The 13,624-nt window shown below is 65.5% G+C and carries 14 protein-coding genes; 10 read left to right on the top strand and 4 right to left on the bottom strand.

The window, feature by feature from the left end; genetic code table 11:
• Window positions 1-50: 50 nt before the first annotated feature.
• The 5 genes from DW352_RS04060 (at window position 51) to rpmG (ending at window position 4,383) form a co-directional block, all read left to right on the top strand.
• Window positions 51-392, top strand: coding sequence for a type II toxin-antitoxin system PrlF family antitoxin (locus DW352_RS04060; protein ID WP_115688775.1), 342 nt, complete (start codon window positions 51-53; stop codon window positions 390-392).
• Window positions 389-910, top strand: coding sequence for a type II toxin-antitoxin system YhaV family toxin (locus tag DW352_RS04055; RefSeq protein ID WP_210209925.1), 522 nt, complete (start codon window positions 389-391; stop codon window positions 908-910). The genes DW352_RS04060 and DW352_RS04055 overlap by 4 nt, the downstream gene beginning before the upstream one ends.
• Window positions 911-1,023: 113 nt before the next feature.
• Window positions 1,024-3,321, top strand: a complete 2,298-nt coding sequence (rnr, locus tag DW352_RS04050) for a ribonuclease R (protein ID WP_115688773.1) — start codon at window positions 1,024-1,026, stop codon at window positions 3,319-3,321.
• Window positions 3,318-4,076, top strand: a complete 759-nt coding sequence (locus tag DW352_RS04045; RefSeq protein ID WP_115688771.1) for an NUDIX hydrolase — start codon at window positions 3,318-3,320, stop codon at window positions 4,074-4,076. Before rnr ends, DW352_RS04045 begins: the two co-directional genes overlap by 4 nt.
• Before the next feature lie 139 nt (window positions 4,077-4,215).
• Window positions 4,216-4,383: a 50S ribosomal protein L33 gene (gene rpmG / locus DW352_RS04040; protein ID WP_115688769.1), complete on the top strand. Its 168-nt coding sequence runs from the start codon at window positions 4,216-4,218 to the stop codon at window positions 4,381-4,383.
• Between the two features lie 449 nt (window positions 4,384-4,832).
• On the opposite strand, the gene DW352_RS04035 is transcribed toward rpmG, so the two are convergent.
• Both DW352_RS04035 and DW352_RS04030 read right to left on the bottom strand, forming a co-directional pair.
• Window positions 4,833-6,206, bottom strand: a complete 1,374-nt coding sequence (locus DW352_RS04035; protein WP_115688767.1) for a PleD family two-component system response regulator — start codon at window positions 6,204-6,206, stop codon at window positions 4,833-4,835.
• Window positions 6,207-6,225: 19 nt separating this feature from the next.
• Complete coding sequence (locus DW352_RS04030) at window positions 6,226-6,597, bottom strand: response regulator (protein WP_115688765.1); 372 nt, start codon at window positions 6,595-6,597, stop codon at window positions 6,226-6,228.
• A 120-nt stretch (window positions 6,598-6,717) separates the two neighbouring features.
• Between DW352_RS04030 and DW352_RS04025 the strand changes: the two genes are divergently transcribed.
• Both DW352_RS04025 and DW352_RS04020 read left to right on the top strand, forming a co-directional pair.
• Window positions 6,718-7,020, top strand: coding sequence for a DUF3572 domain-containing protein (locus DW352_RS04025; RefSeq protein ID WP_162826774.1), 303 nt, complete (start codon window positions 6,718-6,720; stop codon window positions 7,018-7,020).
• Complete coding sequence (locus DW352_RS04020; RefSeq protein ID WP_245434315.1) at window positions 7,017-8,264, top strand: DNA polymerase IV; 1,248 nt, start codon at window positions 7,017-7,019, stop codon at window positions 8,262-8,264. Before DW352_RS04025 ends, DW352_RS04020 begins: the two co-directional genes overlap by 4 nt.
• 244 nt (window positions 8,265-8,508) lie before the next feature.
• Here DW352_RS04020 and fabF read toward each other — a convergent pair whose 3' ends face one another.
• Entirely contained in the window at window positions 8,509-9,774 is a 1,266-nt protein-coding gene (gene fabF / locus DW352_RS04015) for a beta-ketoacyl-ACP synthase II (protein WP_115688759.1), read from the bottom strand.
• Window positions 9,775-9,982: 208 nt separating this feature from the next.
• Window positions 9,983-10,846 (bottom strand): cell envelope integrity EipB family protein, encoded by an 864-nt coding sequence (locus tag DW352_RS04010; protein WP_115688757.1) that lies wholly within the window; start codon window positions 10,844-10,846, stop codon window positions 9,983-9,985.
• A 166-nt stretch (window positions 10,847-11,012) separates the two neighbouring features.
• Here DW352_RS04010 and DW352_RS04005 point away from each other — a divergent pair, with 166 nt between their 5' ends.
• The 3 genes from DW352_RS04005 (at window position 11,013) to DW352_RS03995 (ending at window position 13,555) form a co-directional block, all read left to right on the top strand.
• On the top strand, window positions 11,013-11,480 hold the full coding sequence (locus tag DW352_RS04005; protein ID WP_115688756.1) for a RidA family protein: 468 nt from the start codon (window positions 11,013-11,015) through the stop codon (window positions 11,478-11,480).
• Between the two features lie 7 nt (window positions 11,481-11,487).
• On the top strand, window positions 11,488-12,243 hold the full coding sequence (locus tag DW352_RS04000) for a glycerophosphodiester phosphodiesterase family protein (protein ID WP_115688754.1): 756 nt from the start codon (window positions 11,488-11,490) through the stop codon (window positions 12,241-12,243).
• A gap of 88 nt (window positions 12,244-12,331) precedes the next feature.
• Window positions 12,332-13,555, top strand: a complete 1,224-nt coding sequence (locus tag DW352_RS03995; protein WP_115688752.1) for a GNAT family N-acetyltransferase — start codon at window positions 12,332-12,334, stop codon at window positions 13,553-13,555.
• The last annotated feature ends 69 nt before the right edge of the window (window positions 13,556-13,624 follow it).

The raw sequence follows: 13,624 nt of genomic DNA, 5'->3' as shown, positions 1-13,624 counted from the left end.
ACATGTAAGGAATATTCCTTACATTTGACTGCGAGCGCGAGGAGAACGCCATGCCCACCACAGCGCCAGTCGAGGACTTCGAGGAAGTCAGCACGATCACCGACAAGGGACAAACAACGGTCCCCCGCGCGGTGCGCAAGGCGCTCGGCCTCGGAGCGGGCGACAAAATTGCCTTTCGGGTCGGCCGCACTGGCGTGTCGGTGCGCCGGGCTGAGCCTGAAGAAGATGACCCCGCTATCGGGGCTTTCTTGACCTTTCTCGCCAACGATATTGCGCGCGATCCCGGCAACCTGAAAAGTCTCTCGCCTGCCTTGGCGGACCGGGTGAAAGCGCTCGTGGACGATATGGACGTTGATCCCGATACCGAAATCGACGGCGATGTGGCCCTTTGAATGAAGGCCTGATCATTAATGGGTGGACGCTCTACGCCCACCCTCTTTTTCTCGATCAGGTCGAGAGACTTGCTCTCGCTGTCGAGCGAGACAAAAAGACCGACCCGCATAATTACAGATCGAAGGCGAACGCCAAGTTGCTCGCCGCAATCTGGAAGATCGCCTTCAAACAGATCCCGCAAGACCCCGGCCTGGCGCGGTATCGACAGGGCATCACGTTAGGCGATGCTTACAAGCATTGGTTTCGCGAGAAGTTCGGCAATGGCCGGTTTCGTCTGTTCTTTCGGTTCGACTCCCGGTCAAAGATCATCGTCTATGCCTGGGTGAACGATGAAAACAGTAAGCGGACCTATGGCTCACGGACGGACGCCTACGCGGTCTTCCGTGACATGTTGGCCCAAGGAAATCCGCCGGACGACTGGGCAACGCTTCTGAAGGCGTGCTCCGATAAGGACGTCGCACTCCGCTTTGCCGCGACGCAGTCAAATCCCGGCGCCCCCCAGGACGAGGCAGGTTAGGACGCGGAATCCCCCGCTTTCGCCGGGACGAGCGGCAATCATTGGCTGGCGAACCTACCCATCCCTCATTACATTAATCTCGTTAAGCGCCTCACCGGCGCAGGATATCCCGATTGAACACATCGAAAAACAAAGCTTCCTCCCTCCCCTCCAAGTCCGACCTCCTCGCCTTCATCGGCAGCCAGCGCGGCAAGGTCGGCACCCGCGAAATCGCCCGCGCCTTCAATCTCAAAAACAATCTGCGCGCCGAGCTCAAGACGATGCTGCGCGAGCTCGCCGACGAAGGCGCGATCGAGAAGCGACACAAGAAGCTGCACCACCCCGGCGCTCTGCCCTCGACCATCCTCGCCGACGTCACCGCGCGTGACCGCGACGGCGATCTCATCGCCACGCCCGACGAATGGGACGAAGAAAAGAGCGGCCCCGCGCCCAAGGTCCGCATCCACGTGCCGCGCAAGGCGCGCCCCGGCGAAGCCGCCGGCCTCGGCGACCGCGTCATCCTCCGCGTCGAAGAGACCGGGGAAGAAGACGGCATCCGCTACCGCGGCCGCATCATCAAAGTGCTCGACCGGCCGAAGTCGCGCGTGCTCGGCATCTTCCGTAAGGGCCCGAACGGTACCGGCCGGCTCGAGCCGGTCGACAAGAAGATGCTCGGTAAGGAAGTCGCCATCCCGATGGGCGCCACCGGCGATGCCGAAGACGGCGACCTGGTCGCGGTCGAGACGCAACGCGTCGCCCGCTTCGGCCTGCCGACGGGCCGCGTCGTCGAAAAGCTCGGCTCGCTGGCTTCCGAGAAGGCCGTCAGCCTCATCGCCATCCACGCGCATTCGATCCCGCATGTGTTCCGCAACGAGACGATGGCCGAGGCGCAAGCCGCCAAGCCCGCGTCGCTGTCGGGCCGCGAGGATTGGCGCCATGTGCCGTTCATCACCATCGATCCGGCCGACGCCAAGGATCACGACGACGCCGTGCATGCGGAACACGACGGCAACGGCGGCTTCATCATCAATGTCGCCATCGCCGACGTCGCGCATTATGTGCGCCCCGGCTCCGCCCTCGACCGCGAAGCGCTGGTGCGCGGCAACTCGGTCTATTTCCCCGACCGCGTCGTGCCGATGCTGCCCGAGCGCATCTCCAACGATCTGTGCTCGTTGCGGGCGAACGAAGACCGCGCCGCGCTCGCGGTGCGGATGCTGATCGGACCCGACGGCCGCAAGCGGTCGCACACCTTCCATCGCATCATGATGCGGTCGGCCGCGAAGCTCTCCTACGATCAGGCGCAGCTTGCCGTCTCCGGCCGCGGCGATGAAGAAAGCGAGCCGCTGGTCGAGCCGATCCTCAAGCCGCTTTATGCCGCCTACGAAGCGCTGGTGCGCGCGCGCAACGAACGCTCGCCGCTCGATCTCGACCTGCCGGAGCGCAAGATATTGCTGAAGGCCGACGGCACGGTCGACCGCGTGATCGTGCCGGAGCGTCTGGAAGCGCATCGGCTGATCGAAGAATTCATGATCCTGTCCAACGTCGCCGCGGCGGAAACGCTGGAGCGCGCGCGTGTGCCGCTGATCTATCGCGTGCATGACGAACCGGGCCTGGAGAAGGTGAACGCGCTGCGCGAATTCCTGGCGACGCTCGACATCAACTTCGCCAAGACCGGGGCGCTGCGGCCCGAAGCCTTCAACCGCGTGCTGCGTCTGATGAAGGGCCGCGACGCGGAGCCCTTGGTCAACGAGATGATCCTGCGCACGCAGGCGCAGGCCGAATACGCCGCCGAGAACTACGGCCACTTCGGGCTCAACCTGCGCCGCTACGCGCATTTCACCTCGCCGATCCGCCGCTATTCCGATCTGATCGTGCATCGCGGGCTGATCCGCGCGCTCAAGCTCGGCAATGACGGATTGGCCGAGAACACGGAAGTCAAAGACCTCGCCGAGATCGCCGCCGAAATCTCTGCCACCGAACGGCGCGCGATGCTGGCCGAGCGCGAGACCAAAGACCGGCTGATCGCGCATCATCTCGCCGATCGCGTCGGAGCAACCTTCGACGGCCGCATCTCCGGCGTCACCCGTTCCGGCCTGTTCGTGAAGCTGGCGGAAACCGGCGCCGATGGCTTCATACCGGCGCGCACCATCGGCGACGAATATTTCGCTCACGATGAAAAGGCGCACGCCATGGTCGGGCGCCATTCCGGCGAAACCTATCGGCTTGGCGACAGTGTCACCGTGAAGCTCGTCGAAGCCGCGCCGGTTGCCGGCGCGCTGCGCTTCGAACTGCTCTCGGAAGGCCGCGCCGGCCGACCCGCGCGCGGACCACGCCGCCCCCGCTCTGGACAAGAGCCCCGCCCATCGGGCAAGCACCGCCCCAAAGTTCGCCACAGAGACCGCAAGAACAAAGGGAAGCGGAAGGCACGATGACGAAAGACAAGACCGGTGATTTGGCCAAGGTCTGGTCGGAGCGCATGACCAAGGTCGAGCGCGACCAATCCTTCCCCGACAGCGAGCCGAAAGACGCCGCGACCTTGATGCTGATCGATCGCGCCGGCCCGGTGCCGACAGTGCTGCTCGGCCGCCGTCATCACGGCCACAAATTCATGCCTGGCAAATTCGTGTTTCCCGGCGGCCGCCTCGAGCCGCACGACGCGGCAATGAGTTCGGTCAGCGATCTGCATCCCGACACCGAGAAGAAGCTGCTGGAGCGCGTCGCGACGCCGAGTGCGGATCTGCCGCGCGCGCTCGCGCTCACCGCCGTGCGTGAGGTCGCGGAAGAGACGGGTCTTCTGCTGGGCGTTCAGGGCGACGTGCCGCCGAAGACGCCGGGCGAATTGTGGACCGAGTTCGAGAAGGCGCAGGTGCATCCCGATCTCGGCCAGTTGCACTTCGTCGCGCGCGCCATCACGCCGCCGAAGCGGCCCAAGCGCTTCGACACGCGCTTCTTCACGGCCGATGCGACGGCCATCGCCCATACCATCGAGGGCGTGGTCGGCCCCGATTCGGAGCTGGTGGAACTGGTGTGGATCCCGATCGCCGAGGCCGCGACGCTCGATATGCCGACCATCACCGGCATCGTCCTCGAGGAACTTCTGGCCCGCGTCGAGGCCGGCATGGCGCACGGCCTGCCGGTGCCGTTCTACTTCATGGAAAACCAGATTTTTCAGCGGGAACTGCTGTAGCCCCCGCGCCGTTCCGGGTTCGGCGTTCGGGCGGTTCCGGAACGACGGCGCTTTCCTTGACATTTGGGTGTCAGACGCTAGTTTCCGCGCCCAAAGCACCCCTGACATCGCTTCGAGACGCTTTAAGGACTAATATCCCATGGCCAAAGCCATCAATCTCAAGATCAAGCTCGTGTCGAGCGCCGGCACCGGCCACTACTACGTGACCACCAAGAACTCGCGCACGCAGACCGACAAGCTGAAGAAGAAGAAGTACGACCCGGTCGCGAAGAAGCACGTCGAGTACTCGGAATCCAAGATCAAGTAAGCGCGGCTTTCAACGCTGCGGCTGCACAAGGGCGCCCTCGCGGCGCCCTTTTTGCTTTTAGGACTGTTTAGGACTGTGTGACGCGCGCGGCCGGTGCCCCGGCGCGGGTCAGGCCCGGCAATGACGGTGTGGCGGGGCAAGTCCCGCAATGGCAGCGTGGAAGATTGTCTCTGAACAATAAGGTGGCCGGCCGGCCGCGGTGACACGAGGAGGCCACTCGCACCGCAGCCAGCCGGCCGAACCCCACGGACCCCGGAGATGCGGCGGACCGGAGCACTCCGTAGGGCATTCACAGGGCACGGCACCCGCCAAGCGGCAGGGCCCGCGCCGTCGGGGACAAGGTTAGACCAAGCGCCCCGCCCGGCCAAACCCTTTTTAAGCCTCTGACGAAACTGGGCTATTTCGTGGCGCCGCGAATCGGCGCGGGAACATTGCGCGAATCTGTCGCCTCAGGCGGCGTCCGCCACCACCCGGTTGCGGCCGTCGCGCTTGGCGCGATAGAGCGCCTGGTCGGCCCGCTTCAGCATGGCCGCGACATCGTCGCCGGGACCGCCGAAGGCGGCGATGCCGATCGACAGCGTGACCGTGAGCTGCCCGGCGCCGCCTTGGATCGAGAACGGCTCGCTCGCCACTTTGCGCCGCAGCCGCTCGGCCACCATGGCGGCGACGGCCATGTCGGTCTCCGGCATCACCACCACGAACTCCTCGCCGCCGTAGCGGCAGGCAAGATCGATGTTGCGGATCGACTTGCGCACGCGCAGTGCGAACTCGCGCAACACGTCGTCGCCCGCGTCGTGGCCGTGCGTATCGTTGACCGACTTGAAGAAGTCGATGTCGAGAACGAGCACCGACAAGGGCTTGGCGCGCGAGGCCGCCTGCTCGGCCAGGGCGCCGAGATGCGTTTCCATGTAGCGGCGGTTATGCAGGCCCGTCAGTCCGTCGGTGATCGCCATCTCGATCGAGGCCTGCACGTTGTCGCGCAGGCGCTCGGTGTAACGCTTCTTCTTGATCTGCGTGCGCACGCGCGCGAGCAGCTCGTTCTTGTCGACCGGGCGGATGAGATAGTCGTTGACGCCGATCTCGAGGCCGCGCACCAGGCGCTGATTGTTGTCCGGCTCGGCAATGGCGAGGATCGGCAGCCCGCGCGTGCGCTCGAGCGAGCGCACCTGGCTGCACAGGCGCAGGCCGTCGAAATCCTGAAGCCCCAGCGACACGATCATCAGGTCGTAATCGCCCTCCGCGGCATGGAACATGGCGTCGGACGGATTGGTCTCGATGTCGATCGTATGCTCGGCCGCGAGCGTCTGGGCGATGCGCTCGTAGGAGCTCTTGCGGTCGTCCACGATCAGGATACGGCCGTTGCGGCCGGTCTCGTTGATCGCGTCGCGCTCGGCGCTCTGAATGCCGATTTCACGCGTGGTGAGCGCGCGCATGCGCAACTCGTCCGTCACCATCTTCAGGCGCGACAGCGAGCGCACGCGCGAGATCAGCGCGACGTCGCTGACCGGCTTGGTGAGAAAATCATCGGCGCCGGCTTCGAGGCCGCGCACGCGATCGGACGGCTGGTCGAGCGCCGTGACGATCACGACCGGGATGTGATGGGTGGCCGGGTTGGACTTGAGCCGGCGGCACACCTCGAAACCGTCCATGTCGGGCATCATGACGTCGAGCAGCACGATGTCGCATTCGGCGCGCTCGCACATGGCCAGCGCTTCGGTGCCGTTATAGGCGGTCGCCACATCGAAATACTCGGCGGACAGCCGCGCCTCGAGCAGCTTCACATTCGCCGGAATGTCATCGACGACGAGGATACGCGCACTCATTGCAGCACCACACTTTTCATCACGCCGGCCCGAGGAAGTGCCGCACCGTCTCGATGAACTTGCCGACCGAGATCGGCTTCGACAGATAGGCCTCGCAACCGCCTTCGCGGATGCGCTCTTCGTCGCCCTTCATGGCGAAGGCGGTGACGGCCACCACCGGGATCGCCTTCAGTTCGGCGTCGTCCTTGAGCCACTTCGTGACTTCGAGGCCGGAGACTTCCGGCAACTGGATGTCCATGAGGATCAGATCGGGCCGGTGCTGGCGCGCCAGATCGAGCGCCTCGATACCGTTGCGGGTACCGATGGTCCGATAGCCGTGCGCTTCCAAAAGATCGTGGAAGAGCTTCATATTGAGCTCGTTGTCCTCGACGATCAGGACGGTTTTCGCCATCGCCCGTTTGTCCCCAACGCTTCCACGAGGCCGGCCCCACCTGCCGTCGCCAGCCCGCGCGTCCTCGGGCATGATCGGCTAGAACCGTAATGCCGATGTGTTGAGAAAAGGCAAATCCAATTGAAGAAACAGGCCCCTAGAGCAGCCCACGAGGCCGCAGAAGCTTTGGCGATTCAGGCGTTTACCTATATCGCGGGCGATCCCGAACGGCTCGGCCGGTTCCTCGCGACCACCGGCGTCGGCCCGGCCGAGATTCGCGCGGCCAGCGCCGAACCGGGCTTCCTGCGCGGTCTGCTCGAATATCTGGTCTCCGACGAGGCTTTGCTGACCGGTTTTGCCGCCGAGGCGGGCTTCCGGCCCGAAGATCCGGTCAAAGCGCTGGTCGTGCTCGGCGGCAGCCATTGGGAGCGCGACGTGCCGTGAGCTTCTGCCGCGATTGCCTGGCCGATGCGCCGCCGACGGCCACGCGCTGCCGCGCCTGCGGCTCGCCGCGGCTGATGCGGCACGCGGCGGCGGACAAGCTGACGATCGCCCATATCGACTGCGACGCCTTCTACGCCACCATCGAGAAGCGCGACGACCCTTCCCTCGCCGACAAGCCGCTGATCATCGGCGGCGGCAAGCGCGGCGTGGTGTCGACCGCCTGTTACATTGCGCGGACCTATGGCGTGCGCTCGGCGATGCCGATGTTCGAGGCCATGAGCCGCTGCCCGCATGCGGTCGTCGTCAAACCGAACATGGCGAAATACGTCGACGTCGGCCGCGAGGTGCGCCGGCGCATGCTGGCGCTGACGCCCTTGGTCGAGCCGTTGTCGATCGACGAAGCGTTCCTCGATCTCACCGGCACCGAACGTCTGCACGGCATGAGCGCGGCGAAGGTGCTGGCGCGTTTTGCCATGGAGGTCGAGCGCGAGATCGGCATCACGGTGTCGGTCGGCCTGTCGGCCAACAAGTTCCTGGCCAAGATCGCGTCCGATCTCGACAAGCCGCGTGGCTTTGCCGTCATCGCACCCGAAGAAGCGCCCGCCTTCCTCGCGCCCCGGCCGGTCGGCTTCATCTACGGCGTCGGCGCGGTGAGCGCGGCCAAGCTGGCGCAAGACGGCTTCCGCACCATCGCCGACCTGCAACGCGCCGAGGAGCGCGACCTGATGCGCCGTTACGGCGAGGAAGGCATGCGGCTGTGGCGCCTCGCGCGCGGCATCGACACGCGCCGTGTCGATCCCGAGCGCGAGACCAAGAGCGTTTCGGCGGAGACGACGTTCGACCGCGACATCGGCGAATTCCGTCCGCTCGAACAGACCTTGTGGGAATTGACCGAGAAGGTGTCCGGCCGCCTGAAGAAGCAGGCGTTGGCCGGTTCGACCGTGACGCTCAAGCTCAAGAGCGCGGACTTCAAGATCCGCACGCGGGCGCGTTCTCTGAATGGGCCGACGCAGCTTGCCGCCACCATCTTCGCCGCCGGGCGCGATCTGCTGAAGAACGAGGTGGGCGGCACGCGCTACCGGCTGATCGGCATCGGCGTCAGCCATCTGGAAGAAGTCAGCGGCGAGGAGCTTTCCGACCTGCTCAACCGCCGCGAAGCGCAGGCCGAACACGCGATCGACCGACTGCGCGAGAAGTTCGGCAAGGCCGCGGTGGTGAAGGGCTTGGCGATCGAGGAAGAGTAGATTTTGTTGTCATTGCCGGGCATAGCCCGTCGAAGACGGGCGTGAACGCCCTTATGCCCCGGCAATCCATGACGCCGTGCATCCTGGCAGAACCGAACGTATGGCTGTCGTGCGTGGAGACTCATCATGGATGCCCGGGCCGAGCCCGGACATGACGCCGAGTGCGTAGCCGAGCCGCCGCGCTGCGCGCTGCGGCTCAGGATGAGGCTCACATCTGCTGCGGCCGATGCAATGCGCAGCTCAATCAGTTGACCCAGCGCTTCAGCAGCACGGACGCGTTCACGCCGCCGAAGCCGAAGCCATTGACCATCGCGTAATCGACGGCACGCGCGCGCGGCTCACGTCCAATCAGATTGAGATCACTGAACGCATCGTCGGCCGTTTCCAGATTGAGCGTCGGCGGCAGAATGCCCGAACACAGTGCGCGGACCGTGAAGATGACACCGGCCGCACCAGCCGCGCCGAGCAGATGGCCCGTAGATGACTTCGTCGAGGAGACAGCAACGCCCGCGCCATTGAACACGCTGCGGATCGCCGACAACTCGGCGGCGTCGCCGAACGGCGTCGATGTCGCGTGCGCGTTGATGTAACCCACATCGCGGGCATCGATCCCGGCGGCGTTGATGGCGAGCCGCATGCAGCGCTGGAGGCCGGCGCCATCCTGCGGCGCCGCGACCATGTGATAGGCGTCGGACGTGGTGCCATAGCCGACCAACTCGGCGAGCGGCACGGCGCCGCGCGCGAGCGCATGATCGAGTTCTTCGACGACCACCGCGGCTGCGCCCTCGCTCATGACGAAGCCGTCGCGATCGGCGTCGAAGGGGCGCGACGCGCGTTCCGGCGTGTCATTGAAGCGCGTCGACAGCGCGCGCGCGGCCGCGAAGCTGCCAAGGCTGACGCGCTCGATACAACTTTCGGCGCCGCCGCAGATCGCGACGTCGATCTCGCCGCTGCGGATCATGCGCGCGCCGTCGCCGATCGCCTGCAGGCTCGCGGCGCAAGCCGTGACGGGCGCGCCGATGGGACCGCGAAAACCGTAACGGATCGACACCTGCCCGGCCGCGAGATTGACCAGGAACGACGGCACGGTGAACGGCGACAGCCGGCGCGAGCCATGTTGATCGGTGGTGTGCACGGCCTGCTTCATCGTCGCGAAGCCGCCGATGCCGGAGCCGATGATGGTCGCGGTGCGTTCGCGCTCCGCATCGCAGTCGGGCTTCCACGCGGACTGGGCGATGGCCTCGTCCGCGGCCGCGAGCGCGAACTGGATGAAGCGATCCATGCGCTTCTGGTCTTTGGCGCTGACGATGCGCTGCGGATCGAAGCCGCCTTCGGCGTCCTCGGACGTGTCGGACACGACACCGGCGATCTTCGCCGCGACGTCCCCGACAAGATTATCGGACATCCGGCGAACGCCCGACCGGCCGGCCAAAAGCCGTTGCCAAACGAGATCCGTGCCACAACCAAGCGGGGAGACGATACCGGAGCCGGTAACAACGATACGGCGCATTGTGCTCCTTCCGAGCGATGAGACGATCACCGCTCGCAAGGAAAAATGCGGCCGGCCTTGGGCACCCAGGGTTCGGGCTCTGTGGAGGGACCACGCCCGTTAGACCTAAGAAACACTTCTATTACGGCATCAAGACAGCAAACCGGGCGGCCCGACAACACAAATATGATCGCTCACACCGCTCGGCGCTCATTCCGATACCACGGGCTCATCGGCAGGGTTTCGCCTGCTTCACGTCCAGCGAGGTCATCTCGCCGGCAATGGTGAAATCGCTGTAGTCGAGCACCAGCGCACGCGAAATACCATTTTCATAGAGTTCAAAACTGATCGCATAGACCGGCGTCTGCTCGCCGGTCTGCTCCTGCTTCTGCGACTCCTGCACGAAATAGCTGATGGTGACCGGCCAGCGCGTGAGCTTGGCGAGCTCCGGCACCTTGGCCGCGGCATCGTTCACCGGCTTTTCGCCGGGCTTGATCGGGCGGCCGATGACGGTGAGCGTGTTGTAGAGCTTCTCGCCGGTTTCCGAGCCGTCATAGACCGGGAATTCGAGAATGGTTTTACCGGCGCGCGCGGCAGCGATGATCCGCCGCATATGCTCGGTCGGGAAAACGGCGCCCGCCGGCATGGTCAGCTTCTTCTCCTGTGGCTTGCTCAGCGCCACCGCAACCGCCTTCGCGTCGCGTTCGGCGCGGCCGTTCACCGAGTCGGTCGGCGTATCGTTGAGCAGGTTCTCGGAGTTGAAGCGGAACTTCGTGGCCTCACCGTCTTCCCAGGTGGTCGAGCGCAAATCGTTGACCGCCGCCTTGCCCTCGCCCGAGTCTAGCTCGGACACCTGGCGGAACTTCAGCTCGTAGCCGTCGCAGGCATTGCCGGAGAAATCGTACAGGATGCGGCCGCGCACGGTCTCGATGCCGCGGTTGCCGCGCGTCTTGGTGAGCTTGAGATCGTAGACAGCCCGATGCGGCGTCAGCACCACCCCGTCCGTCGGCGGCGCCGCCGCGGCGGGTCCCAGCACAGCCAGGGCGACGACGGCCGGCAGGCTCAGGCGTTGCACGTTCGCGAGAAAGGTCATCGGCGGCTCTCCAGGGCGGCGAATCCCGCCTCTCGCCCCAGCAAGACGGGAACATCCGGGCAAGATAGAGGCCGCCCCACTGCGCCGCAACGCCGCCGCGCGCGGCGCTTGCGTCCATTACCGCCTTCGGCCAAGGATGCCCGCGCAGTCGTTGAGGAGACAGGACATGGCCGGCACGGTTGAACAGAAGCTCGCAAGTCTCGGCATCACCTTGCCGACCCCGGCCGCGCCAGTGGCCAATTACGTGCCGTTCGTCCGCACCGGCAATCAGCTCGTCGTGTCCGGTCAACTCTGCTTCGGCCCCGACGGGAAGCTTGTGGTGACCGGTCAGCTCGGCGGCGGCGTCTCGCTCGAGGACGGACAGAAGGCCGCACGCGCCTGCGCCATCAATCTCATCGCTCAGGTGAAAGCGGCTGTCGGCGACCTCGACAAGGTCGTTCGCGTGGTACGCCTCGGCGGCTTCATCAACTCCGCACCGGGTTATGGCGACGGCCCGAAGGTCATGAACGGCGCCTCCGACCTGATGGTCGAGGTGTTCGGCGACAAGGGCCGCCACGCCCGCTCGACCGTCGGCGTCGCGGCGCTGCCGGCGCAGGCGGCCGTCGAGGTCGAAGGCCTATTCGAGATCGCATAGCCGAACCATGCCGGGGCTCGATTGGCTGACCGCACGGCCGATCGCCCATCGCGGGCTGCATGACGCCGCGCACGGCGTCATCGAGAACACACCGTCGGCCTTTCGCGCCGCCATCGACGGCACCTACGGCATCGAATGCGATGTCCAGTTGAGCGGCGACGGCGAAGCCGTCGTGCATCATGACGACGTGCTCGGCCGCCTCACGGAGGGCGGCGGCCGTCTCGCCGATATGACCACCGCCGCGCTCAAGGCGCTACCGTTCAAGCAGACGGCGGACCGCATGATCACCTTGGGCGAGCTGTGCGATCTCGTCGCCGGCCGCGTCACCTTGGTGGTCGAGATCAAGAGCCACTTCGACGGCGACACGCGGCTCGCCCGCCGCGCCGCCGAGCTGCTGCAAGGCTACGCCGGGCCGGTCGCGGTGATGTCGTTCGACCCGCAGATGATCGTGGCCATCCGCGATGTCGCGCCGGGACTGCCGCGCGGCATTGTCGCCGAGCGGCACTACACCCATGACGAATGGAAAGGTCTCTCCGCCGGGCAGCGCCGCTCGCTGGCGCATCTCCTGCACGCGCCCCGCACCCGGCCGCATTTCCTCGCCTATCACGTCAAGGACCTGCCGGCGGCCGCGCCGCTGATCGCCCGCGCCATCTTCGGGCTGCCGCTGCTGACCTGGACCGTCCGCACCGAGGACGACCGCCGTAGAGCCGCGCGCTGGGCCGACCAGGCCATCTTCGAAGGCTGGCGGCCGCGAGCGGCATAGCTGGCCTGTCCTTTGCTCCTTTTTCGCGGAGCCACTCACTTTCGGACCAATTCGGCCTTAAATGACAAGGTGCCACGGCCCCTTTCCAATGACCGACATCCGCATCCGCCTCATCCAATCCTTGAAAGAAGTCCCCGCCGCCGCGTGGAACGCCTGTGCGGCCGGACCCACACTTAAAGTCCCACCTGAGGATAACTTATCCCCGCAATATCCAACACGAGGACAAGTCGATAACCCTTTCATTTCTTATGAGTTTCTATCCAGTCTTGAACAATCACATTCAGTCGGCGGCCGCACTGGATGGCAGAGCCGGCACCTGCTCGCCGAGACCCTGGACGGCCGCCTGATCGGCGCCGCGCCCTGCTACGTGAAGGCCCACTCGCGCGGCGAATACGTGTTCGACCATGGCTGGGCGGACGCCTATGAGCGCGCCGGCGGCAGCTACTACCCCAAGCTCCAGGTCGCCGTGCCTTTCACGCCGGTGACCGGGCCGCGGCTGCTCGCCGCCCCCGGTCCGCTCGCCGAAGCCGTGTCCGGCGCCCTCGCCGACGCCCTGGCCAAGATCACCAAGGACAACGACCTGTCCTCGGCCAACATCACCTTCCTCACCGAGACGGAATGGACGGCTCTCGGCGAGCGCGGTTTCCTGCAGCGCACCGACCAGCAGTTCCATTGGGAGAACGAAGGCTACGCCACCTTCGACGACTTCCTGGCGCGGCTCGCCTCGCGCAAGCGCAAGACCATCAAGCGCGAGCGCAAGGATGCGCTGTCACCGGGCATCGACGTGCACTGGCTCACCGGCTCGGACCTGACCGAGAGCGTGTGGGACGCCTTCTTCGCGTTCTACATCGACACCGGCTCGCGCAAATGGGGCAGCCCGTACCTGACGCGCGAGTTCTTCTCGCTCATCGGCGAGACCATGGCCGACCGCGTCCTGCTGGTGATGGCCAAGCGCAACGGCCGCTACATCGCCGGCGCCATCAACTTCATCGGCCACGACACCTTGTTCGGCCGCAACTGGGGCGCGATCGAGCACCACCCCTTCCTGCATTTCGAGGTTTGCTACTACCAGGCGATCGACTACGCGATCCAGAACAAGCTCCAGCGCGTCGAAGCCGGCGCGCAAGGCGAGCACAAGCTGGCGCGCGGATACATGCCGCACACGACCTACTCGGCGCACTTCATCGCGCATCCGGGGCTGCGGCGCGCCATCGCCGACTATCTCGAGCGCGAACGCGCGTATGTGGAGGCGGCGGGCGAAGAGCTTGCGGCGGCCGCGCCGTTCCGTAAGGATTTGGTCGAGCAGGAATGAGTTGGTTTGTCATTTCGGGACGGCGCGAAGCGCCGGATCCGGAAACCAGCCAAAGTGCCAAAGCCTGCC

Source organism: Pseudolabrys taiwanensis (genome assembly GCF_003367395.1).
Taxonomy (GTDB): Bacteria; Pseudomonadota; Alphaproteobacteria; order Rhizobiales; family Xanthobacteraceae; genus Pseudolabrys; species Pseudolabrys taiwanensis.
Note: the sequence above shows the minus strand (reverse complement) of the source record. Positions and strands in the feature narration are given on the sequence as shown.